The sequence below is a fragment of the Chryseobacterium turcicum genome, from assembly GCF_021010565.1.
In the GTDB taxonomy this organism is placed as follows: Bacteria; Bacteroidota; Bacteroidia; order Flavobacteriales; family Weeksellaceae; genus Chryseobacterium; species Chryseobacterium turcicum.
Map to the genome: position 1 here is coordinate 2,858,597 of NZ_JAJNAY010000001.1, position 26,124 is coordinate 2,884,720.

13 protein-coding genes and 1 tRNA gene are annotated in these 26,124 nt (G+C 33.3%); 7 read left to right on the top strand and 7 right to left on the bottom strand.

Annotated elements, in window-relative coordinates:
- Positions 1 to 39 precede the first annotated feature (39 nt).
- The 4 genes from LO744_RS13040 to LO744_RS13055 form a co-directional block, all read right to left on the bottom strand.
- A complete protein-coding gene (locus LO744_RS13040) occupies positions 40 to 5,592 on the bottom strand; it encodes a DUF6923 family protein (protein ID WP_230669890.1) in 5,553 nt (1,850 codons plus the stop codon).
- Between the two features lie 37 nt (positions 5,593 to 5,629).
- Positions 5,630 to 6,220 carry a hypothetical protein gene (locus LO744_RS13045; RefSeq protein ID WP_230669892.1) on the bottom strand — a complete coding sequence of 197 codons (591 nt, stop codon included), beginning with the start codon at positions 6,218 to 6,220 and terminating at the stop codon, positions 5,630 to 5,632.
- 301 nt (positions 6,221 to 6,521) lie between these two features.
- Positions 6,522 to 7,175, bottom strand: a complete 654-nt coding sequence (locus tag LO744_RS13050) for a hypothetical protein (protein WP_230669894.1) — start codon at positions 7,173 to 7,175, stop codon at positions 6,522 to 6,524.
- A gap of 521 nt (positions 7,176 to 7,696) precedes the next feature.
- Positions 7,697 to 8,653: a pentapeptide repeat-containing protein gene (locus LO744_RS13055; protein ID WP_230669896.1), complete on the bottom strand. Its 957-nt coding sequence runs from the start codon at positions 8,651 to 8,653 to the stop codon at positions 7,697 to 7,699.
- A 383-nt stretch (positions 8,654 to 9,036) separates the two neighbouring features.
- On the opposite strand from LO744_RS13055, the gene LO744_RS13060 reads away from it, so the two are divergent.
- The 5 genes from LO744_RS13060 (at position 9,037) to LO744_RS13080 (ending at position 18,328) form a co-directional block, all read left to right on the top strand.
- Complete coding sequence (locus LO744_RS13060) at positions 9,037 to 11,094, top strand: Ig-like domain-containing protein (RefSeq protein WP_230669898.1); 2,058 nt, start codon at positions 9,037 to 9,039, stop codon at positions 11,092 to 11,094.
- Between the two features lie 295 nt (positions 11,095 to 11,389).
- Positions 11,390 to 12,295: a hypothetical protein gene (locus tag LO744_RS13065; protein ID WP_230669899.1), complete on the top strand. Its 906-nt coding sequence runs from the start codon at positions 11,390 to 11,392 to the stop codon at positions 12,293 to 12,295.
- A gap of 85 nt (positions 12,296 to 12,380) precedes the next feature.
- The gene (locus tag LO744_RS13070; protein ID WP_230669901.1) at positions 12,381 to 13,919 is read left to right on the top strand and encodes a hypothetical protein; all 1,539 of its coding nucleotides are present in this window, start codon (positions 12,381 to 12,383) and stop codon (positions 13,917 to 13,919) included.
- 162 nt (positions 13,920 to 14,081) lie between these two features.
- Positions 14,082 to 17,204, top strand: coding sequence for a LodA/GoxA family CTQ-dependent oxidase (locus LO744_RS13075; protein ID WP_230669903.1), 3,123 nt, complete (start codon positions 14,082 to 14,084; stop codon positions 17,202 to 17,204).
- A 2-nt stretch (positions 17,205 to 17,206) separates the two neighbouring features.
- The gene (locus LO744_RS13080) at positions 17,207 to 18,328 is read left to right on the top strand and encodes an NAD(P)/FAD-dependent oxidoreductase (RefSeq protein ID WP_230669905.1); all 1,122 of its coding nucleotides are present in this window, start codon (positions 17,207 to 17,209) and stop codon (positions 18,326 to 18,328) included.
- Positions 18,329 to 18,522: 194 nt separating this feature from the next.
- Here the strand turns inward: LO744_RS13080 and LO744_RS13085 are convergent.
- The 3 genes from LO744_RS13085 to LO744_RS13095 form a co-directional block, all read right to left on the bottom strand.
- A tRNA-Arg gene (locus LO744_RS13085) sits at positions 18,523 to 18,596 on the bottom strand.
- 75 nt (positions 18,597 to 18,671) lie between these two features.
- Positions 18,672 to 20,441 (bottom strand): TonB-dependent receptor, encoded by a 1,770-nt coding sequence (locus tag LO744_RS13090; RefSeq protein WP_230669907.1) that lies wholly within the window; start codon positions 20,439 to 20,441, stop codon positions 18,672 to 18,674.
- Positions 20,442 to 20,528: 87 nt separating this feature from the next.
- Positions 20,529 to 23,492: a tetratricopeptide repeat protein gene (locus LO744_RS13095; RefSeq protein ID WP_230669909.1), complete on the bottom strand. Its 2,964-nt coding sequence runs from the start codon at positions 23,490 to 23,492 to the stop codon at positions 20,529 to 20,531.
- A 251-nt stretch (positions 23,493 to 23,743) separates the two neighbouring features.
- On the opposite strand from LO744_RS13095, the gene LO744_RS13100 reads away from it, so the two are divergent.
- Both LO744_RS13100 and LO744_RS13105 read left to right on the top strand, forming a co-directional pair.
- Entirely contained in the window at positions 23,744 to 25,414 is a 1,671-nt protein-coding gene (locus LO744_RS13100; RefSeq protein ID WP_230669911.1) for an APC family permease, read from the top strand.
- A 7-nt stretch (positions 25,415 to 25,421) separates the two neighbouring features.
- Positions 25,422 to 26,033 carry a hypothetical protein gene (locus LO744_RS13105; protein ID WP_230669912.1) on the top strand — a complete coding sequence of 204 codons (612 nt, stop codon included), beginning with the start codon at positions 25,422 to 25,424 and terminating at the stop codon, positions 26,031 to 26,033.
- The last annotated feature ends 91 nt before the right edge of the window (positions 26,034 to 26,124 follow it).

A 26,124-nucleotide genomic window follows, 5' to 3' on the forward strand; every position in this document is an offset into this window, starting at 1 on the left:
GATAATTAAAAAATCTATTATCCAATTGCAGTACTATTTTTACGGACAAGCTGGAGTTATAAAACATTTCCAACCTTCACCGACAGCAGATCCTGTGTAGATCTTCAGACAGCCTTTACCTGAATTTTCATCTGTATCAAAAACCATCATTCCTACTACAGGAATTGCAATTGTTGTTTCCGGACTACTATTTCTAGTAATTACAAAACCTTTATTTTTACTTTCTAATGCTGTGTAGGCAGAGTTTTTCGACATGGGCCAATTACCATTATTTGAGCCTGCTCGTAATAAAGTAGTAATTCCATGTTTTACAGGATAAGTCTGCCCAGCTACTAGTCCTGGATTTTCATAACAAACCCCCAGCGTATTGGTATCTGTGGCTGTGTTATTTGCTAAATTGGGGTCTGTAATATTGACCGGAGCAGTAACTGTTGCAGTATTTACCAAGTTGCCAGTGAAAGAAGATGGTACATTAATGTTAACAGTATAAGTGACAGTACCCCCATTCGGAAGCCCTACCACATCATTTATTGCGCCAGTTTGGGTTCCTACTACATTCGTTGTAGATCCTGCCGAAGCAACAGCGGTGTAACTCACGTTAGCTGAAAGAATACCTGCTGGAAGAGGATCGGTAACAGAGGCGTTCAATACTCCGAAAGGACCATTATTGGTTACCACTATGGTGTATTGAACGGTATTTCCTGGAGTATAAGTAAGAGAACCATCGGTTTTAGTAATAGCAAGATCAGCATTAAAAGTAATAGGTGATGTGACACAGTGTGCCCCATCATTAGCATTACTCGCAGGTGAACTAGAGATCAATATTTTTTGACCTGTTACTAAATTGAACTGATAAAATCCTCCTGCGTTATCTGAACCATACATTTCGCCGGTGCTAGAACCAAACAAGGCTCCAAAAGAAATAGCGCCAGGTGCCGAACCTATTTCTACAACATTTCCAGTGGTTGGGTTAATAGAAACAAGTTGTCCATCAGGAGAGTTTACCGTATATAATAAACTGTTGGTGGTATTAAAACCTAAATCTGCAACGTTAATACTTTTTGAAAGGGTAATAACTGTAGCAGTCTTCGTCGTAAGGTTAATTTTATACAACTGGTTATTATTTGCACTGGCTTTCACATAGTAATTACCTAAATTATCTATTTCTCCCGCATTATAAGTAACCCCGTTGGGTAAACCTGTTACAGGTCCCAGATTTATTGAAGAGCCATTCGTATTAACTACTAAAAGGTTGTTAGAAGCAACTTCCATCCCATACAAAAGACCATTTAAAGGATTAACTCCTATAGCATTGTAAGTAACAGCTGCCGATCCTACCGCAGGATAAGTGAATGGATTGGTGGAATTATTCACAGTATAAAGGGTGTTACTTTGGGAAAGATACATGGTAGGAGTACATCCAAAAGCATTTGCACATTGAGCATTTTGTATAGATGAATTATTAGAATTACCTATGGACTGCCCTGTTCCCGCAATCGTTGGAACTCCCATTGTAGTAGCTGTATTACCTACTGTATTTCCAAGGTTTTTATTAGGAATCTGAGAGGCAAGATTACCGGTTGCTGTTTGCAAATTAGCATTTGTAAAACCTCCACCGCCTTCAATAGCATCCGGACATCCGTCACCATCGGAGTCTAAATCTAAATAATCAGGAATACCATCAGCATCGGTATCTTTAATACTACAAGCAGATTGCTGGGCTACAAATGCCCATATATTCATAAAAAGCCTGTCGTTATTTGACGTAACAGCATTTCCTGCTGTAACCCCCCCTATTGTTGTGAGGATATCAACATCTGCAATCATTAAGTCATTATAAATTCCATCAATATACATCACTGGTTGAGTATTTCCATTTACCGCAAGAGGACTTACTGTACATAAAGAGTTGATTGTATTAAAATATCCTTGAAAACCTCCTCCTTGATTGAATGAAGTAATGTTTCCAAATGGACCATTGAAAATCGATGTTTGACTTCCATATGCTGTTGGAAGGTTTGGATTAGCCGTTGAAGAAGTTATAGTGCTTCCCCAAGGTGCTGTTTGAAATTGTGTTGCCACTACAAAATTATTTGGAGAATCATCTGACCAGTCTTTAATTGCATCAAACTCTGCTGTTGATAAAAATGAAGTTACTCCGTTATCAATACCACCAAGAAATACAACATTCAGATTTAAACTCGTGATAATTGCCTTTGTAATAGGAGCTGTACCCATATTCACCAGTACAATATTTGCATTTACAGTACCGGTTGGTCCAAAATTAGCTAAATTGCTTAATTTCAATGCTCCAGAACCGCTCATGTAAGTCCCATTAAAAGTATACCCGCTATCTGTATCTGTATCTCTAGAATTAGGTATATATCCTACTCTGATAGTTTGTCCGGATAATGCACAACTTTTTTCGTTGACATCTAAAATCCCATCATTATCACTATCAAGATCACAAATATCAAGAATACCGTCGCCATCACTATCAGTACACTTGTTTACGTTATTATTTTGAGAAATACCAACAGACTGCCCTGTTCCCGCAATCGTTGGAACTCCCATTGTAGTAGCCGCATTCCCTACCGTGTTTCCAAGGTTTTTATTAGGAATCTGAGAGGCAAGATTACCGGTTGCTGTTTGCAAATTGGCATTTGTAAAACCGCCACCGCCTTCAATAGCATCCGGACATCCATCACCATCGGAGTCTAAATCTAAATAATCAGGAATACCATCAGCATCTGTATCCTTACACGCTAATAATGAAACTGATCTAAAACCCAAATCATTAACTTGGTTTACAGATGTACCTGCGGTAAAAGTAAAGAGTAAAACACCACTTGTGGGTACTGAACTCGGAAACGTGATACCTAGAGTAACAGGAGTAGAAGCTGTTCCGTTAGGTGCAACACCAGTAGTAATGGTTTGTAGAGTCGACAAGTTAGAGGTAGCCCCATTACTTGTGGTAATAGTGGGTGTAGTTCCTGATGTTGTTATTGTTGCGTAGATGGTACCAGCGTAAGAAACGGTAAACACAGATGTAGCTGTTGCATCTGTTAGTGGAGTTTTATTCCAATATAAATCATTAAAATAGATTGTTGACTTCCCAAGAACATTCGTTAAATTCTGATCTACCGTTGTTACCGTATTGAAATCCCTTCTGAATTCTAAACCTTTCGCATTTAAATTTATCCTTCCTGTGGGTGATACCCAGGCTCCCGAAGGTGCATATGTACCTCCAACAATCCAATCTGTCAGAGTATTAGTATTTCCTCCAGTAATAGGAAAAACACCACTTGTAATCCTATCATAAGAACCACATTCAACAGTATCTAAAATCCCATCATTGTCATCGTCAAGATCTATAGAATCTGGAATACCATCATTATCATAATCTTCACAAGCATTCACAGCAGCATCTTTAGAATATCCTATTGATTGCCCTGTAGTATTGCTATATCCTATTGGTAATGTGGTAAACTGAGGCAAACCGATATTGGTTCCCGTTGTACTTACACAAGCTGCAGTGGCGCAAAGATTTTGATTTACAGAAGTGTTTCCTCCGGTCACCGTCCCTCCAGCAGTCGCCAATTGTGCAGCAATAATAGTAGCTCCACCTTCTAATGCATCAGAACAGCCATCACCATCTGAATCTAAGTCTAGGCTATCTGGAATACCATCGCCATCGGTATCCACATTATATTTACATGAACTAAATAGACCGTAAACGATACCAATATCAGCTCCTCCTCCCGTAGTACTTGAAGTAGCTGTTGGGTAAGTCGTCCAATCAACTATATTCGAGGAATTATAATCTGCAGGCAATATAGCATATCCAAAGATTTCTTGCCCGGATACCACCCCTAATGCACTTAGTTTGATTATTCCTAAACCAATATTTTGATTAAGAGTTTGATGAGGTCTAAAATTAGCATCACTAGGTTCCTTCCTAAATATTGTTTCATTTGTAGCACCGCTATTAAACATTGTGGAAGAGGATACCGTTTGAACAGCACCAAATCCATTAGGTACTCCCGCAGAATTTAAACTTGTTATTGCAGCTAATAAAATATTATCGTTCGCTCCTCTTTCAGAAAGTACAATATAATCATTATCTGCATTTAGCACTTTGAAGCCATTTTTAAAGACGACATCAATTCTTTCAATATTACTATAATTTATTTCTGATGATAAATTATTAAAAGTATTATCAGAGCCTGTATTATAGTATCCTTTGGTAAATAGATTAGCCATACTACTTGGCATTGATAGTAAAACTGATTGAGCAGATGGTAAAGTGGTACCAGCAGACTCCAACCAAATAATTTCATTTGCAGGTGTAGCTGTAGTGTTTCTTCTAAAAAACACTTCTGACGAAACTCCCGAAACCTGTGATAAAGTTTTTCCAGATGTAAAATTAATTCCATTCAAGGTTTTTGCATTACCTGTTCCAAAATTGAAAGTATAATTTGTACTTGCATTGAAAGGAGCGTTTGCATTTACTGTGGAAGTAAGAGTTGTCGCAGATACTGTTTGAGAAACTATTGCAGTAGATAGTGAAGCAAATACTTCAGTAGCAGATAACGTAGCGCATGCTGCTTCATTAATATCTAAAATACCATCATTATCGTCGTCAATATCTAGCCAATCAGGAATAGTATCTCCATCAGTATCTAAACAATCGTTTTTAGTAACATTCTGAGACTGTCCTATTGTTTGCCCAGCTGCTTGTGTATAACCCGTGGTAGACGCAGGAAGATCCGGCACACCCGATGCATTAACGTTGGTATTCAGCCTATTTCCCGTGATATAGCTTGCCCCGCTGGTAAAATTGGCACCTCCTTCTATCACATCCGGGCATCCATCACCATCAGAATCTAAGTCTAAATAATTTGGAATCCCATCATTGTCATCATCGCAAATACCAGCATGAATGGAAAGATCATCTAAACCCCAATCATCGTCTCCAGAAATCATATTAAAAGAAAGAACTGCACTATTAGGTCCTGTATAAGGAATATGTATAGAAAAAGGAATGGACTGTGTGTAACCATTTACCCCAGTGGTTCCAAAAGTTGTGAAATTACTTAAAGCGCCGTTTGACAAAACCATTGTTACGTTTGAGGTATTTCTCAAAATACCATTTGTAAAGGTAGCATAGACCACACCATTTAAAATTACCTGCAACGTCGCAACACTACCTCCTCCATCACTATTATCCCTAGCTCCCAATTTTATATTAAGAGAAACAAAGCCATTAGGAACATGGTTTAAATTAGAAAGAGATTGAGATAACATACTACCGGTTGTTAAATTATTGGTATTATTAGCTGCCATTCCTCCCCCATATACCCAACCTGGTCCCGCAGTCCAGCCAGATAAATCTGTAGTGAAAGTACCGTTTGTAATAAGGTCTCCCGGGCATTCTTCTATATCTAAAATCCCATCATTATCATCATCTAAATCATAAATATTAGCAACGCCATCACCATCAGAGTCTAGAAGAGCTTGGCTATATATACTGATAGAAAAAAGAAGGATAATAAAATATAATAGTTTATTAAAAAATTGTTTTAAAATCATATTATTAAATTAAAGTTTAAATTTTATCGAAAAAAGTTCAAACTTTAAAAGGCGGAGGTCTCGTATAAAAGATCTGCGAATGACAAAAATTAATAGATTTATTATTGTAATAAATAATTTTCTGTTTGTCTAAAAGATTTAACGCAAGATTGGTTGAGAAATAAGAAATAACAAAATGTGCATTAAAATAATCTTCACGATACGTACGCTGAGTAATATAATCTGTATTATTTTTTTGATTGGATGAAAAGTGATTGGACGAAGGATGCTGTTTTACAGCAAGTTTTAAAAAATCTACTTCTCTTTTTTTATGTACTGTAGTCTGTGGGTTGAGTAGTTTTGTTTTTTGTGTCTTTTTCTCTACTTTTGAGTATCTCTGATGATGATTAAGATGAGATGATTTGATATTTTTTGCTGATAAAACGATGAGGCTCTTAGAAAAAGAGAGTTTATCTACAGTATTTTCTGAAACTTTTATTTGATTTTCAATAATCTGTTGATTAAATTTTGAATCAGCAGAATATAAAACCGCACCACTTTGTATCACCAAAATCACCTTTGCCTTTTCCGATTGCAATTCATTTTGCTCTTGAGCATTTACAAATCCTGCAAAAAACAATATGTTCAAAATACATAAAACCAGCCTTGACAACTTATTAAGTTGAAGTCTGACAAATGCATTTCGAGACAAATAGTGATTAGTTTTCAGGTGAGTTTGGGTTTAATTCAAGGTTAGTATTGTAAAGTATTATCAACATGTAAAATATCCTGTCGATTTAAGGTATCAATCCCCACTTGATAATATGCATGGCATAGAATTAAAGATAAACAAGTGTTTTTTTGCATGTGATTGGTACAAATATTGTCTTACTCTAATTGTTTCTTTGTTAATTGTATAAAACAAATAAAAACATAAAAAAAAGCCCGTTTTAACTTATTGTAAAACGAACTTTTCCTGTGTTGATAGAATCTCTAACATCTACAATAAAGGGAATGCTGTAGATGTTATTTCTTGTAACTAAAAATGCAAATAATCTATCAAATACAAGATCAATTTGATTAACTGTCTTTATCTTGATAAAAATATTTGAAAAAAAAGTTATTTTTTTATAGGCAACCGCTAAAGTGTTTGAAAACTTTAGGTTAAATAATGCTTTGCTCACACAATAATCCTTATAGCAATTAATTATAGTATAAGAAATACCATAAATCACAGCCAACATCTTATTGAATACGATATCTAAAATTCTGTTATTAGGATTTGTTTTTTCATAGCTATTATCGTTCACTTCTGTAAATTGTTCTTTAAATAAAGAAGAGCGTTGTTTCTCAAGAATACGGCTAATAGCAATTGAACTTTCGATAAAAACAACCTTATTGTATTGAGATATTAGGATATTTATAGAATTAAATAGAATATCAACTGAATATTCTAATAATTTTATAGTTTCATCGGTTTGAAAGGAGATAATTTCGGGTTTTCTCTTAACGTCTAAAGCAGGTTTCAGATCAGGATTCCCTATTCCTACTTGTGCAAATGGAAAATACGGAGTACGTAAATTTGATAGATATTTAAATATCATGTGAAAATGGTTAGTAGTTTTTAATTTATTAAATTATCAACACATCAGCATTGCATTAATAAACTTCTCCGAAGATATGTGTTTTTTTTAATAATTCAATAATAAAAGAATAAATTATTATTTATTCTTTTATTATTGAATTAACGTACTACCATTTTTAATGATTCCAGTGATGCAATATATTCTATACCCGGAATTCTTTTATACCGAATAAACTACTATTTAAAAATCACAATACTAGCAAAAGATTAAAAAAGTAGCAAAACCTATCACAAGTTCTTATTTTTTTTTGAATCAATAAAAAACTCATATTAAGCTTATTGCTTGTTTTAATGTATATAAATACTTTATTTACTCAGCTAAATAAAGAACTTTTTCACAAAAAAATCAAAACTTTATAATCCATTATTAAAAGCAATTATTCTTTCTGCCAAGCAAATTAATTTACCTTTTACAAACGAAAAAAATCCCTTCAACGCAAAGACTGTTTTCGTTTAAAATTCATTAAGTGAAAGCAGTAATCAATCAATAATTATTACCTCATCAAGATTTGCGGCAATACTTTTTAAAGACATATAGGTCTTTTCATCCATTTTTGCTCCCTTGAAGCAGACTGTTTTAATTGTTTTAAAATATTTTTTTTTAATGGCAAAATTCGATAGAAATGTAACATTTTTTAAGGTTGCTCCTCTAAAGGTTGTATTTGACAATATGGTTCCTTCAAACTTAACATTGGTGAAACTTTGCCCATCAAAACAGACCCCATTCACATCACCTGCGTTAAGTACAACATTCTTAAAAATACAATTGATAAAAATGGGCGCTGTAAGTTTTTTAGCTGAAATGATAACGTCGGTCAGGCATGTATCAATAAAAGAAAGTTGATGCAGCTTCGAGCTTTTTATTTGGGTTCGTACAAGCTCTGTATTTTTAAATTTCGCCCTACTAAGGTCATTAAAATATAATATCGAATCAGTAAGATTGGCGTTTTCAAAATTTACACCATTCATATTATTGTTTCTAAAAACACTTCCACTTAAATCAGCTCCCGAGAAGTCAGTCTCACAAAGATTTTCTCTAAAATATTTTTGCTTTGGGATAATATGATGTGGCAGATTACGATTCTGAAGTAAATAGTCGTCTAAGCTAATCGATGGATTAATACCATTTGATTTCCAGGCTTTGATTATATAACTTAGCTTTTGTCCCCTTCTACACGGCATTTTGGTTGCGTCATTATATACCTCTATACCAATATTTCCTAAGAAGTAGTAGGGCTCAACCTTGTAAAATTCGGCTATTTTAAAAATAATATCTAAGGAAGGGATGCTTTGCCCACACTCCCACTTGCTAATTTTAGAAATTGTAACAGACAAAACATCAGCGAGCTGAATTTGGTTCATATTATTCTTTTTGCGGATAACCGCAAGCTTATTGCCGAGCTCTACTTTATATTTCCAATCAATAATATCAACCATTTGCTTCTGTATTAAATTTAGATTGCTGAAGTATATAATTTTCTTTGGCTGGATAATATTGGGGAATAAATAACCTGAATTAGAAGAGGATTTATCTGTTAAACAATAGCAATTACGACCTTTAAGCTCTCTTATTTTTCGTTTTCAAAATAGCTTTATGAAAATATAATATCAAACGGTCAAAAATATTTTAACTATTTTTCAATAACACTATACTTAGGAATAGTTTAGGTATTAAAACTCGACAGATATTTATAAAAAACTATTAACAGTTTAAAATGAGTTTTAAAAACACAAAATAGCTAACCATCTATCTCATAATCTATACTAAAGTATAGCCATTATCTATTTTCACTAATATATATTCACAAAAATTTATATAAATGAAAAAAGTCTACAATTTTAAACTCTTTAAGAAAAAAAATCATCGTGCTATTGCATTAGGTCTTATAGTATTTACAACCTGCCAAATAAGTGTAAATGCTCAGGCAAATGCCTATTCGTTTACTCAATCATTAACGGCGTATGATGCAGTTAGTGGAGGTACGATTTTAGGAACAGCTACGGCCAATACTGGTGCTGCAAGTCTTTATAACGTATCTTACTCAGCCGCTATCCCCTTTTCGTTTAATTTTAATGGTGAAAATTTTAATAATTTAAAAGTTTCTTCAAACGGGTACATTAGTTTCGGAGGAACAGATGATCCTACAGGAAGTACCCCTATTAGTGGAGATATGAATTGGAAAGGAGCAGTCTCGGCCTGGGGAAGATCTCTAAACTCGATGTTTAACATCAGTAATACTACGGGAGATATTAGATATGAAACGGTAGGAATTGCTCCTAACAGAGAATTTGTGATTCAATGGACCAATTTTAAACCGAGCTATTCAACCAGCACAACCAGTGTTTACGCATTTTCTTTTCAAATACGCCTTCGTGAAACATCTAATACCATTACTACGAAATACAATTCAGGCTCATTTTTGGTTGGGAGTACTGCAGTAGCATCCACCGCTCAGATTGGATTGCGTGGAGCTTCAGATATAGACTATCATAATCGATTAAATTTATCTACCAATTCATTTACAAATTCTACACTCGGAACAGCAAACACCAGTACACAATATTACAGTACAACTTCTACTGCAGCTTCAGGAATGCCACCCGCTGGTTTAACGTATACTTGGGCACCGCCATCATGTTTTGCGCCCGTTCTTACAACCGGAGATTCAACAGCTAATTCAATAACAGCTAATTGGTCAGCACCTCTACCATCACCGAGTAATTATGAAATTTATTACAGCACAAGCAATACGGCGCCAACAAACGCAACACCTTCATCCCCAGCTATTATTTCGGGAAGTACAGCTACAATTAATTCATTAGTACCTTCTACATTGTATTATGTATGGGTTAGATCTAATTGCGGAGTGGGTACATTAAGCAGCTGGTCTACAAAGCCTCTGATGTTAGTAACTAAATGCCAACCACCTGCTTTATTAGGAACTACAGGGGCAACTGTTTGTCCTGGTAACAATGCCATCTTAAATGCAACTGTTGAGAATGGTGGTACTATTAAATGGTATGATACATTAACAGGAGGTAACCTATTGGCAACGGGAAATTCTTATTCAACTCCATCATTAACATCAACAACAAATTACTGGGTTTCTACATCAAAATCAAGTGTTGGTAATGTAGGACTGCCTGCTCCCATCTCAACCTCTGGTAATACCGGAGTAGGAATTGGGCTTACAATAGATGCATATAAAAGCCTTACAATCAACACCGTTGATATATATCCTTATACAACTACCTCAGCCAATGCCGGTAACGGAACAGTAACCGTTAACTTGGTTAATTCTGCTGGTACAATTTTGCATACGAATACCTTCACTGTAAATGTTGCTTATCAAGCTACAGCAGCAACATTAAATACGCTTCCCCTCAATTATAGCATTCCTGCAGGTACTGGATATAAACTCCTAATAAGTGCAAAGTCACCTACTGTTAGCGGTTTTATCAGAGAAAGCTCAACATCAGCATTTTCGTTTCCATATATTCTGGCGGAGGTTTGCAGCTTAGGAACCACAACGTCTGGATATTATTATTACTTGTACAATCTAAATATCACTAGTAACTGTGAATCTGAAAGAACTCAAGTTACTGCTACCGTAGACAATGCTTGCCTGAGTACAGCTGAAACAAAACTGGCTGAAAAGTTATTCTTATATCCCAATCCTTTCACAAACATTCTTAATATTGATCATTCTTCATTGATTAAATCATTACAGATTCTAGATCATTCAGGAAAATTGATTAAAACAATCAATGCTCCAAAATCCTCTTTACAATTAGATGACTTACCTTCGGGAGTTTATTTGATAATTTTAGATATGAACGATGGTTCCAAACAATCTTCAAAAATCATTAAAAAATAGTTTTTATTAGTTCACTCTATTTAAAGTTCGTTTCGCAATTGCAAAACGAACTTTTTTTAGGAAAAAGGTCAGGTACAATAATTTTCCACAACCTAGTTGAAGTACATGAAATCACATGATAAGAGATTAAATATTACAGTAATTAAATACCACACGAAAATTTATTAATCATCTTTCAATATATTAATTTGCAATTCAGTAATAATACTGATTTATTTTAAAAAAAATCATATTAATATTGGTTTTTTAATAAAGTATCAACTTAATTAAATCTAACCAAATCACAAACTAAACCATGTTATCAAAAGTAAATCATTTTTTTGACGCATTCTTTTCTCCTGATAAAACAGTAATACGTCTAAGAATATTAATTGGTATTACCGCTTTCATGCTACCCATAAGTTTAATTAGTTCGTCTTGCTTTTTTGACCTCGAAATTCAACCATCAATAAGTCATTATAATTTCACCAATTTTAGAGAAATCTTTACTGGATGCTTAATGGCAATAGGCTTTTTTATGCTCTGTTATAAAGTTCCTAGTAAAAACAAAATAGAACAAATACTATCTACCTTAGCCGGTATTTTTGCTATTTTGATTGCTTTTTTCCCTACTACTCCTGTAAATACAGTCAATTCGTTACAGATAAATGAAAATTATAATCAAGCAGTACAAAAATTGATAACTAAACAACAGATGATGGTTGATTGTTATGGAAGCAATGAATGCGTCGAAGATTCTCTTAAAAAAATATATAAAACTAAAATTGCATTTCCTAAAGAAAAAACTCCTTCTAAAATATATGTAGATTATTCACAATACACATTAAATGGATCATTCGTAAAAATGGACAATTCTAATGATTCTTTTACAAAAGGATATTATAATAAATTCAATGCAACAATTCATACTGCATCAGCATTTATATTATTTTCAATATTAGGAATATTATCACTCTTTATTTTTCCTTCAAAATCTTGTAAGAGATACAAATTTTGGTATAGGCTTTTTGGGGCATTAATTTTCTTATCAATTATTGTATTATTTGTTGATTTTTTAATGAATAAATACAACCCCAACAAAACTAACATTGTCCTTTGGTGTGAAGTAGTAATGTTGTTTTCATTTGGTGCTTCCTGGTTGCTAAAAGCAAGAGAAGATTACATAATGTTTAAAAATTTGAAAAGAAACAATTTAGAATAAAATGGGATTTGTAAAATAGTGCAATCTTTTTTTTATAATCACCTAAAAACTCAAAAAAAAACAATAACCAATAACCTAAATAACCATGAAACTAAAATTAAAAAAACTGATGCTTTTGAGCATTACAACAGCTACTTTACTGGGGCTTACATCTTGTAAAAAAGAGACTTACTCTACAACTAAAACAAGCTTAGCAAGTATTTTTGAAGATTACAATAAGAATAACGAAATTAAAAATACAGTTGATACCATAGTTCTTGACAATGACCAAATGTTTGTTGACTGGTCTTGGCAAAAATTTTTATGGTTAACGTCAAATTCCGAAGATAATGTTCCTGTATTTATGAAAGAATTAAAACAGGTTAATGATTTTGGTGAAGAAATAAAAATAAATGCTTTAAAAACGAAAGGATTACCATCTTCATACATAAAAGATGGCAAATTACCATTAATCTTAGATTTGTATCAACAAGCAGACGGAACAAAATTAAGTAGCAAGAGCAATTCTCTCGTAAGATATTCGATACATGCTAATGACGGAATATTAGAGATGTTTAATTCAGCCGATGCATCATCAATTATTAGCCAAGCAGCTGAAATACTAAAAAATGACAGCTTAAAGCGTTCTATTCGTGAGAGTAAAAATCAATATCCAGTGGGTGCTACCGAAATTAAAATAGCTTGGATAAAAACATCCGAAGTAGTAGATTCTACTAAAACTTTTAATATAACTGCGATTGTTAATAAACCTAATGAAAATTTGGACGAAAATTATAATAACGCTGAGCTGCAAAGAATGTCTATGATTGGCTTTCATATATTTACAGTTACAGCAGAGCACCCTGAAGGCGTGTGGTCAACTTTTGATCAACAAGATTTAGCACCAGATAGAACAAGTTTTCATGGAGACCCTGTAAATTCTAAATCAGATAAATACACATTATTCGATGGAGGCTCTGTTGGAAATACAGCAGATGGAATTATTCAAGATAAAACCACTCTTACTCCAAAAGTTAAAAATAAAGTATTTCAATCCTATCCTGAAGGAGTTAGATACAATCAGGCATCTCAAGGAATGGACGTTATTAAAGAAGATAAAGAGTTTGCTACAATGATTAAATCTAGTAACGAATTAGCTAAAAAATCCCTTACGAATGATAAAGTTAAAATATGGGCGAACTATAAATTTGTCGGCTCTATATGGTCAAAAACGAATGCTCCAATTAATGAGTTGCTCGATGGAGATTTATCAAAACCATATGGTACCGGTAATGGGCAAAGTTTTGGTAGTTTAAATTTAGCAAATGTCACTATGGAAACCACATTCCAAGCAGAAGGAATGAATTGTTTTACTTGTCACTCTATGAATAATAATTTATATAGGACAAATGGATCAAAAAAAATAAATGTTAAGTCTCCTTTAATTAGCTCACACTTATTTGAAAAATACGCAGAATTAAAAGCAGCATTATTAGCAAGTCAAGGAACAGCCAAAACTGACATTAATAAAGAATTGAATACTAGTACAATAAAATCTTCTAATAATATAGATGAAATTAATAAGTTAAAGAATAGCATAAGGGAATCATCTCGTGAAGAAGCTAGAGAATTACTTAAAAAGTAGTTATAATACCCTCAAAATACTGGATCGATATCTAATTTTAAAAATATTTACTTTAAACAAGTCCAAAAAAATAAAATACAAATTCGATCCAGTATTTAAGACAAAAATAGCTCTACAAAAACCATTATGAGTTAAATAACAAATTAATTAAAACTAATAAAAATGGAAAAAAAATACATATCCGATCTTAAAGCTCAGTTCATAGATACTTACCAAAAAGTTATGATAGAAAATGGTGCACATCCAGCACCAAGGGCCGTATTCAGAAAACAACATGGTGTAGTACATGGTGAATTAAGTTTATCCAATAACTTACCCATTGAAAAACTAGTAGGTGATCTTGGTTTCTTTGGCATTAAAGATAATTTCAAGTGTGTAATGCGTTTTTCAAGTGATACAGCTCCTAAAAAAACAGATGTAAAATCTACCATTGGTGTAGGTTTAAAGATTTTTGATTTACCGAATAATGCTGAAGGATTTGATGGGCCAAATACAGATTTTATATTTCAAAATATTGATATGTTTTTCGCTCAAAACGCACAACAAATGGTAGATTTCACTCAAATTTCAGGTTCTGGTGATATCAACCAACTAAATGAATATTATAGAGAAAACAAAGAATTGAAACGTATTTTAGACCAAATGGAAAAATACGAAGACAGTTGTTTAACCACTACATACTATCCTATCATACCATTCCGATTAGGTGAAAAACATATGATCAAACTACGACTTAAACCAGTAGTTAAAGAAAATTTCCCTGTCATCATGAAGCAGAAAGATTATCTCGCTAAAGATTTACAGCAAAAATTATCTAATGATTCTTACCAATTTATTCTTGAAGGGCAAATTAAAGAGCTTGATGAAAAAATAGCAGATAATTTACAATTAAAATGGGATGAAAGTTTTATTGAAATTGGTAGATTAAACCTCCCCAAACAAGATTTGAATCTGATTGGAGTGAAAGAACTTGGTGATCATATTAATTTTAATTGCTGGCGTATCAATTCATTAAATCAACCTCTGGGTAGTATTGCTGAGGCTAGAAGAGATGTTTACAAATATGGTGCAGAAACGAGATACAGTGCCAATGCTTTAGAGTTCAGAGAACCTCAAAAACAAGTTTGCCCTTTTCATGCACAAAATAAGGATGAAAAAATAGTTGACCACGAAATTGTGAGTGCGGCAATATATCCTTCAATAGGCATTATGCGTGTAGGAAATAGTGATGAGTATTATATAGGACCACAAGTTCCGGAACCTATACTATCAAATGATCTTTCTTTTTATAGGGATAGAGAAGGCAAAATCAAAAGACAAGCAGCAGAATTTAGAATATATGGTCTGAATATTAAAGGAGAAGTTGTAAAGGAACTTACCCATCCTGATATTAAAGACAAAGTTGAAATCAGCTGGTCGTGCCATTTAGCTAACCAAAAAGCAGCTTGGTATCAATTTAATCTTGCATTAGATATTCCGGAAGCAAATGAAGATGAATATAAATTTTCATTTAAAAGAAATTCAGATGTCCCGGATCGTATGAGCCTCGTTATTGATGGAGGTATAAAAATTATCAATAGCAAATCGATCAGCAAATCAGCAATATTTAAAGGTAAATTTTTAAAAAACAACGAAGTTTATCTTGGAGAAATATTTTTCGATAAGAATTCACCAAATTCCAAAAGATTGCATGTACTTGGAGGTAAAGGTATATCTAAAAGTTCTAAAAATGAAATTGCCTTAGATTTTGCAAATAATGATGATTGGTATGATGACACTTCTGATGGACCGGTAACAGCCATTGTAAAATTCAATAATAAGGAAATTAATGTAAAACCTGCTTGGGTAATTTGTGCACCTCCAGATTATGCTCCTGTGCAGCAATCGGTAAGAACAATGTGGGATTTAATGAGAGATCTATCTGTAAGAGAACTCAACTTACCTGCTCCCATTAGCCCTTCATTTTCTTATGATATATTTCCCATCTTTAAGAGAATGACAGAACTACAATGGGTAAACAAAGGTTTTTTAACCACTTTTGGGTTCAATGGAGCTTATAATTTCAATGAAAATATATGGATTGAAAAATTAAGAGATGGAACGATGAATAACTTAGAATTCAGAAGACAAATGTTTAATCAGTTCAGACAGTTTGATCTCCCGGGTTCTCAATCTCCGGCTTTATGGCCTTGGTTATATGGAGATGCTATAGAGATAGTAGGAAACGGAAGCCCTAGGCAGCATAGTACACTTACAGATCTGCAAATCAAAATGTTGCAGCAATGGGTAGATGGTAATTTTATTGATGATTGGGATAAATATAAAACCAATTATATTAATCCTAAACCTTTAGATGAATATCCTGTAGAAGAGCAAGCCGACTTACTTACAAGAGCTGCTTTAGATTTTTGTCTGGCAGATGCTTTTCATCCGGGTTGCGAAATGACGTGGCCGGTAAGAATATCTTCTATGTATGATTCTCCTTTCAGATTTAACTTTGATAAAGATAATCTTATTAAAGACAACCTTGATTACGGTCCTTTTATAGATCAAACGTTACTTAATAAAATAATTAACCCTTTCGAATCTCAAGTTGCAGGCGGTATAACACGCTGGATGGCTATTCCCTGGCAAACAGATACAGCCTCTTGTAAAGATGGATACGACACTTCATATGACCCTTATATTCCAACATTTTGGCCAGCACGAGTGCCTAATGAAATTATTACTTACAAGCAATTCAAAGCTTTACAAGAAAAACAAGGAAATCCAGAAGAGCAATTAGAAATACTAAATCAACGTTTTGAGTGGTTAGAAGATTTACCTGGTAACCCCACCATTTATTCTCCATATCAAGAGATTATTAATAAAATGATTACTCATTTTGATTCTGTAGGCACAGTGCTACCTATAAAATTAGATGAAACAATTACGAATAATGAGAATACTAAAGTTCCTAATACTGTGCAGGTTGCCTTAACCAGTTCATACACTAAAATTATCAATATCATTTTAAAAGAAACCAGACAAAAGCAGATAATAGATAATCTCGGAAAAGATAAGGTACTTAAAATAATATCAGATAATGTATTAAATTCTTCTAAATTACAAATTGACGAAGAAGTAAAAAAAGAAGCGGAGCACATATTAAATAACTCAGAAGCATTAGAAAATCTACTGTCAAAAGTTCAGGAAACAAATAAAGATTTACAAATAGAATATGTTAAACCAAATCAGAAAATAGTAACTATTCATGAAAGATTTAGAAGACGTTTTAATTCCTAATAATGAATAACGATTTTGACATTATAATTATTGGAGGAGGCATAGCAGGGTGTATCGCTGCTATGCACCTCCATCCTTTTTACAAAATTTTAGTCATTGAAAAACCAGAAAACACAAATGTTTTACATGGGGAAACTTTAGTGGCATCCAGTAAACGTATTTTTAGTGAACTAGATATTGATATTGATGCAATAATGCAAGAGTCATTGGTGGGCAAACCTACCATTGGGATGCAATCATATTGGGGAACCCCTCATCCTATCATACAAGATAGCATACAAAATCCTGAAGGTCATGGCTGGTCTATCGATAAGAATAATTTTGTATATGAATTACAAAAAATAACAAGTGAGCGAGGTATTAAAATCATTAGAGAAAATATTATTAGTATTGTAGAAGAGTCTCAACAATGGGCTTTGATTACAAAGACAAAGGAGGGTTTTGAAAAAAATTATCAAGCCAAATTTATCATAGATGCTTCAGGACGCAGAAGTTTGATGGCTCAAAAAATGAGCATTAAGAGCCTCAAAAAAGATCAGCTTATCGGGATTCATGGAAGCATATCCATTCCTACTTTAAAAGAACTTTCTACAATCTATGCTGTTGAAAATGGATGGTGGTATATTACTAAACTACCTAATAATAAACATTTGATTAGTTTCTTTACAGATTCCGATTTATGCGATAAAAAGTTGACCAAAGATGGAGAATTTTTTAAAAATTATTTTTTAGCTGAAAAAGATTTAATTAAAATTTTAGAAATTAAAGAAGAAATATTAGAGTATGAATTTTTAGGTACAAAAGCATCACATTCGTCCTATCTTAAACTTCCAATACAATCAAATTGGATAGCAATTGGAGATGCATGTTTAACCTTTGATCCATTATCCTCTCAAGGAATATTTAATGCTTTAGCAATGGCTGCTCAATACTCTAAATTAATCATTAAATCGAATGTAGTTCATACCTTATCAGAAAACATTAAAAATGCATTTATAGCAGAATGCAATCGTATTGCCGAAAATATTTGGTCTCATTACGAATATCATCATTACATCTATTACAAGATGGAGAAAAGATGGCCAAACCAATTATTTTGGAATAGACGTCATGATATTAAATAAGCATTATTGATGAAATTAAGTTATTAGATTTACTTAAAATTAATGCTAGAGTTTTTGCTCAAAAACCGGATCTGATGAGATAGCTTTTCGAGCAACTCAAATTAATTTGAAACTTTCATATATCCTGTTAATAAACAACATTTTACGAAATAAAAAAGGAAAGATCACTAATAAAAGTGATCTTTCCCTTAGAGTGACTTCGGCAGGGTTCGAACCTGCAACCAACGGAGCCGAAATCCGTCATTCTATCCAGTTGAACTACGAAGCCGATTTTATGAATAATGAGTAATTTATAATAAGTAATGCAAATATTGCTCATTACCAATTACTCATTATCTATATTTTAGAATGTAATCTTAATCCCTCCTACAACCTGCGCACCAAGAACTTTATAGCCTTTGTACGTTTGGTATTTTGAGCTTAGAAGATTGTTTCCGAGTGCAAAAATACTGAAATTTTTGTGAATTTTATACTCTGCAGATAAGTTTAAATCTGCGTAACCACCAACTTTATCATTGGTATCTTCAGTTGATTGGAATACCATCGACGGACTTCCCACGCCTTCAAGCATATACGAATTCGTCGTTCTGTCTGTGGCAAAAATTCCTTTGAAACCTAAAGACATTTTTTTCTCAAACATCGTATATTTTGCACCAATACTTCCTGTAACCAAAGGCACATTATAGATATTTTCGTAATTTTTTAAATCATATTTCAAAAATCGCACATCAGCATCTAAAACTAGATTTTCTAATGGGAAATACTGTAGACTACCTTTAATGTCGCTCACATTTCCGTCATCATAAATTGCTGAAAATGTATTGGCAAAATCGTAACCGGGTCTGTCTAAAGTAAATTCATTTGAGAAAAGATTGTTGCCTTTAAAAAACATAATATTTTTCATTTTTCCGAATCCGGCAGAAACATCATATTTAAAAGTTTCGTCGATATCTCCTCTTAAACCTGCGTAAAAATGATACTGTGTTTCAGTAGGTCTTAACATCTGATCTGAAACCAAGAATGGGTTTTCTTGTAACAACTCAGCATACGTATTTAGTTTTAAACCACCGTCAACTCCACCGTAGAATTTAAATTCTTTAGAAGCAGCCACCTGAAATTCAGCCTGTGGAAACCAATAGGTTTTGTTATTTTTTAATTCTTCAGCTAAAATCAAATTAGAATTTCTTGCATTTAAAAAATTAAATGAAGAACCCAACATTAAGTAAGACTCACCTTTTGCAAAAGTTACTTTCGGCGCTAAGCTAGCATTAAAAAAAGTTGCCGAATTTTTGTCTCTGATTGCAAAATCTGTTTTTACAGTTTCTAAACCAACACCCAAATCTGCATTCATTACAATTCCGTTATCTGAAAGCTTTACGGCGTGCTTTGAAAGGTTTGCCAAGATGGAAGCCTGATTTTCTTTTGCATCAAAATGATCGCTTAAAAATGAAGATTTTACCCTTACATCATTCAAAATTTCATTCGAATAAAAATCATAGTAACCGTTTACTTTAAACTGATTTACTTTCTGTTGCAAATCAACACCCGCAGAAGGATTTACAGCATAAATACCATAATAATTATAGTTATTTAAGCCATATTCTGCATTCACATTAATCTTTCCTTTTTCTCCATAAGAATTTAAGAAAGCTCCTAATGTTGCTGAACTTTGCTTAGAATCCCAAGGATACACTTTTTTTAGTCCGTTGGTAGATAAAACATGTACATCTGCTCCTACTTCCAATTTATTTTCAAGGGTTGTAGAAATATTGGCATCCGCTAAAATCTTCCCATAATTCCCCATTCCGAGTTGGAAATAATTATTTTGAGCCGTACCATCAAACTTTGGAGTAACATCTTGCCCCTGAATAGTAGACGTTTTAAAATCTGATACCGCAGGAACATCCGTAATCGTGTATTTTACAGGATTGGCAGACTTTTCTTCAGGCGGATAATTTTTTTCCGTAACGACAGAAGTTTTTTTCTTTTCAATCTTCTTTACTTCCGGTTCTCTTTTTTTGTTAAGAATCAGCTTTTCTTCTTTGATCTGAGAAAACGCCACAGACGAAAATCCCAGAAATAATATAGATAATATTTGAATTCTTTTGTTCATTGCTTATTATTTGTATTAATGCATAATGTCTGATGTAAAATGTATTTTCAACAATACACTTTACTTTTACATATCACATTGTACTTTTTACTTTTTAATTGTTTTTTTAACCTCCTTTGCTTCTGCAACAATCTCTGGGAAATCTGCATAATTGGCAATAATCTGGTCGCAAGTATAACTCGCCTGATAATTATCTTTTAAGCCAATATAATTTTTCGCCATCAAAACCAATGCTTTTGCACCCCAATAATCTTCTGAGGCATAATTATTAGCCAGTTTAAAGATGGTTTCATTAGAAGATTTATAGGCTTTTCCTTTGTTCTGATAAAATGCTTTTGCATAGAAAGCTTCAGCCGCAACTTCAGTATTCGAAGACTTTTCAAGAGCAGTATAAGCCGTTTGAGCATCTTTATCTTTCCCTGAATTCATCAAGCTTCTTGCCTTAATTACTTTTGCGGTTTCGATAACGGCAGCAGAGTTTTTGTTGTTGGCAATTACTGCATCGGCTAATTTTTCAGCCTGCGAGAAGTTCTTTTCTTCAGCATACATTTTCATCAATTCTACATTGGCGTAATTTTTTACGTTAACGTTAGATGAATTTTTAATATTTTCTAAATATTTCTTAGCCTCAGCAGAATTTCCTTGAGCAAGATAAATTTGAGACACTCGAGTTGCCGCATCATCCTGATAATCGTTCTGAACATTCGCTATTTCCTGAAGAACCAATAAAGATTTTGTAGGATTATTGGTCTGATAATAACTTTCACCCAACTCGTATTTAGCCTGATAAAGACCTTCTCCTGTAGGATTTTGAGTTAAATATTTCTCGTAATAAGAAATTGCATTTTTATAGTCTTTCTTGCTGAAATATTGTTTTCCGGTTAATAAATTGATTTCGTCAATTTCAGAAGCGTCTATATTTACACCTGCATTTCTTGCAAAATCTGAATATCCAGAGACATCACCATTTTTCGTAAAAATTGGTTTTGCAGCCAGAACAATTTTCTGTGCATACGCAGTATTTTTATACTGCTCACCAAGAGACTTCAACTCAGATAACGCTTTATCGCTTTGATTCTGATCAATATAATTCTGCGCTCTGTAAATCGATGCATTGGCAACCAAATCTTTATCAGATGAAGATTTTATTACTTTTCCGAAGAAATCGTTTGCGTTATTATAATCATCCTGAGAGGCATAAGCTACCCCGATTTCGTATTGTGCATCATCAATATATTCTGAAGCAGGATATTTTGAAATCAATGATTTTAAATTGGTAATTTTCGCAACATTATCATTTTTAAAGCCTAAAGCCAAAGCTTTTTGGTATAAAGTATAATCGGTAGCATCTTCGTTTTTATCGTAAATGGCAATCGCACGATCCAAATCGTTGTTGGCATAATTAATATCTGCTAAACGAAGCTCGGCATCATTTTTAAATTCAGGTTTCGGATTTTTCAGATATTGGGTAAAATATTGTTCTGCCTGATCGAATTTTTTAGATTTAAAATAAGCATATCCCAAATCGTAAGAAAGCTGCTGCTTTTCAGGGAAAGTTGCGTTGGTTAGTTTTTCGTAACGCACAATGGCAGAAGGATAATTTCCTTTCTGATAATACACCTGACCCAACCAATACAAAGCTCTGCTGTGAAATTCTTTATTTAAATCAAACTCTAAACTTCTAAGGAAATATTTTTCAGCTTCATCAAAACTACCTTTATTAAATTCTTCAGTTCCTAAAAGGTAAGAAACTTCCTGGTCTACTTTATCAGTTTCAGGAGTTGAATTTGGCAATTTATCAATCGCATTCAATGTTTCTTTAAAGTTCCCAGAATACAGATAAGATTTCACCAAAAGTGATCTCATTTCTGAAGTCTTTGCATCATTATTATTAATGGTAATATAATCCTGAATAACGGTGGTAGGGCTTTCAAAAGGGTTCCCAATATCATAACTCAGTTTTGCATACTGCTCGTGCGCTAGTTTTTTCACACTTTTATCATAATCCATCTGATAAGACGAACGGAATGCAGAAAGTGCTTCCTGCTTTTTACCAACCGCCAAATAAGCATTTCCTAATTGATAATAAGCATTCTGCGCCAAAGCCGAATTATTGTTTAACAACTGATTATAATAAGAAACCGCCTCATCATATTTTTTAAGCTGAGCGGCAACAAATCCCATTTCATACAAATCGTTTTCAGTAGGATTTTGCTGTACACTTAAATAATCTTTTAAATGCGGATAAGCAGAATTGTAATCATTTTTCATGAAATAAGATTCACCAATGATTTTATGTACTTCTGCTTTATAAGAATTTGAAATATCTTCATTCAACAAAGCACTTCCTTCCGAAATTGCCTTATCATAATCTTTATCATTGTAATACATCTGCACATAATACGGACGTACTAATTTTGAAAATTTAGACTGGTCTTTTACAGAATCAAAATACTGAAAAGCCTGAGTATTCTGTCTTTTAGAATAATACAAATGTCCCAACATATAAGCAATATCGCCTTTTTGAGAGTCATCTGCCGTTTTATGAGCTTCTTCTAAGGCATCAATAGCCCCTTTAGAATCACCCATCATAAATTTAGCATAACCCAATTTCAGAATATACTGTGTATTTTCTTCTTTGGTCAATTGATATTGATTGACTTTCTTTAAAGTTTTTAAAGCTTCCTTAAAATCTTTTTTAGCTAAATAATAATCTGCCAAAGGTAAATTGGCTTGTGCAAAATAGGCAGAATTAGGATATTCTTTCATAAAAGCCGTCAAACCGTCTTCCGCATGATTTTTCTGAAGAATAACACCTATTACATTATCAAAAAATTGCGCTGCTTCTTTTTTCGACTGCTCCAGATTCTGATTATAGAAATACTGTCGCGCATATTCGTATTGAGAAGCATTGTATATTTTTGTCTGATAAAGATTCTGAGCTAAGTTAAACCTATAGTTTTCCTTTTGGGTAAAGTATTGTGACTGTTGCGCCTCGGAAACTCCGAAATAAAAAACAGCAGCCGCTAAAAGTATTTTTTTTGATTTCATTAATATCAAATTTTAAAATGGATAAGTCTTCAAAAATAAGACCAATATTTTAATGTTGAGATAAGATTTTATCCCCAATTTAGCAACGAAAATATCGAAAAGATATTGTATAAACAAGTCTTTTTGCACATTGTTGGTATCTCAATTCTTTTTTAGCAGTAATTAACTTTTACATAAGAAGCATTAAGAAAAACTTAATTATTTCACAGAAATAATTACATTTGTTTTTTTCAATTTTATATAAACATTCAATGAATCAACTTTTCAGAAGAAAGCAATACTCAGAAACAGATACTTCAACTAATCTTTTAAGAGTTTTAGGGACTTGGGACATCGTATTTTTTGGTATTGCCGCTATTATTGGAGCAGGAAGCTTCAGTAGTTTGGGTGAAGCCGTTTTCAGAGGCGGCCCCGGTGTTATTCTTCTCTATTTGATTTGTGGTTTTGCCTGTGGTTTTACCGCTTTATGCTACGCTGAATTTGCGAGTAGAATTCCTACCGCAGGGTCTGCTTACACCTATGCTTACGCTAGTTTTGGAGAATTAATTGCTTGGGTCATTGGCTGGGCTTTGATTATGGAATATTCTTTCGGAAATATTTATGTTGCATTTTCATGGTCAGATTATTTTACCAGTTTTCTCGAGCGCCTCGGAATGCACATTCCCGATTATCTTACCTGCAGCTACACTGAAGCTAAAAAAGCCTTTACAAACGGCTCTACAAATAAAGAACTCATCAATGCATGGGTAAACGCACCATTATTAGGAAGTTTAAAATTCATCGTTGATGTTCCTGCATTGGTTATTAATGGATTGATTACCTGGCTTTGTTACCGCGGAGTAAAAGAAAGTAAAAACTTCAACAACTCTTTGGTTATTTTAAAATTAGCCGTAATTGTTTTAGTAATTTTGGTTGGTTTTTCATACATCAATACCGAAAATTGGACCCCCGTAAGTATCGAAACTGGCCAACCTTCTTTCATGCCAAATGGTTTTGCAGGAGTGATGAGTGCCGTTTCTGGAGTTTTCTTTGCTTATATAGGATTTGATGCACTGAGCGTACTTTCCGAAGAAACCAAAGACCCACAAAAAACCCTACCAAAAGGAATGATTATTTCTTTAGTTCTTTGTACCGTAATTTACATTGCATTGACTTTAGTTTTAACCGGAATGGTAGATTACAGAAAATTTGACGGTATTGGCGACCCACTATCATTTATATTTGAAAAAACGAATGCTAATGTTGCATGGATGGAATTGACAGTTTCTTTCGTAGCCATTGTAGCAATTACTACTGTGTTATTGGTTTTCCAAATGGGACAGCCAAGAATTTGGTACGCGATGAGCCGTGACGGATTAATGCCTAAAAAATTTCAAGACGTACATCCAAAATACAAAACTCCGTCATTTGCAACCATCGTAACCGGAATTGTAGTAGGAGTACCTATTATTTTCACCGACAAAAGTTTCATCTTAGATTTTACAAGTATCGGAACTATTTTCGCCTTTGTATTGGTTTGTGCAGGAGTTTTAATGCTTCCGCCTAAAGAAAAAATTCAAGGTCGTTTCCACCTTCCTTATATTAATGGGAAAATCATTTTCCCTATACTTTTTATTGGTTTATTGATAGGTTTTCATTATTTCCAACCGGAATTTTTCGATAATTTGATGGATTGGAATGACCCTAAAGAAGGAGAATTCAGAGCTTCTATTTTCTTTTTTATCTTAATTAATCTTGCGCTCTGCGTTTTCACTTTTATTAAAAACTTCTCACTGATTCCATTGATTGGATTAAGCTCTTGCTTATATCTTCTTACCGGAATGAGCCACGAAAACTGGTATTACTTCGGATTATGGTTCGCAGTAGGTTTGGTTATTTATTTCTGTTATGGTTATAGAAACAGCAAGCTTAAAAATGCATAATTGATTGATGAAATATCTTTTCTGTATATTATTTTTAATGATTATCGGATGCAACAAAACCAAAGTTGAATCCGATAATCATTCAGGAAGTGATAATTTAGAAGAAACTAAAATTCCATACAAAGAATTTATAGCTTCAATCAACAAAAAATCTAGAGAAGAAAAGAAGAATTATCTGTTTAAATTTATCAATTATGATGTTCCCAATTATTGGACTTCTACTCCATGGTCATTTAACGGAACATCGAGAGAGCCCCAGAAAGGAACTATCGCCTGTGGATACTTTGTAACCAATACGTTGACAGATTTTGGTTTTGACATCAACAGAACCTATTTAGCTCAACAGGCTTCATCAATAATGATAAAAAAACTTTGTAAAGACATCAAATATTTTAGTAAAAGACAGGATTTAGAAAGTTATATTTTAAGTAAAGAAAAGAACCAAGTGTATATTGTTGGGCTAGATTTTCATACTGGATTTATTACCAGAGAAAACAAAGACACTTATTTCATTCATTCCAATTATATCAAAAATAAAGGCGTTGTAAAAGAGCTTACTCAAAATTCTAAGGCACTCAACGCTTCCAAAACCTTTATGATAGGAAGTTTAAACTATTAGTAGTTGATAGGTTTTGTTGATATTGGTATCTAACACAAGTAAAACCTATTCACAGGATTTCATAACAGAAAATCTTTGATTTTCAACTGAT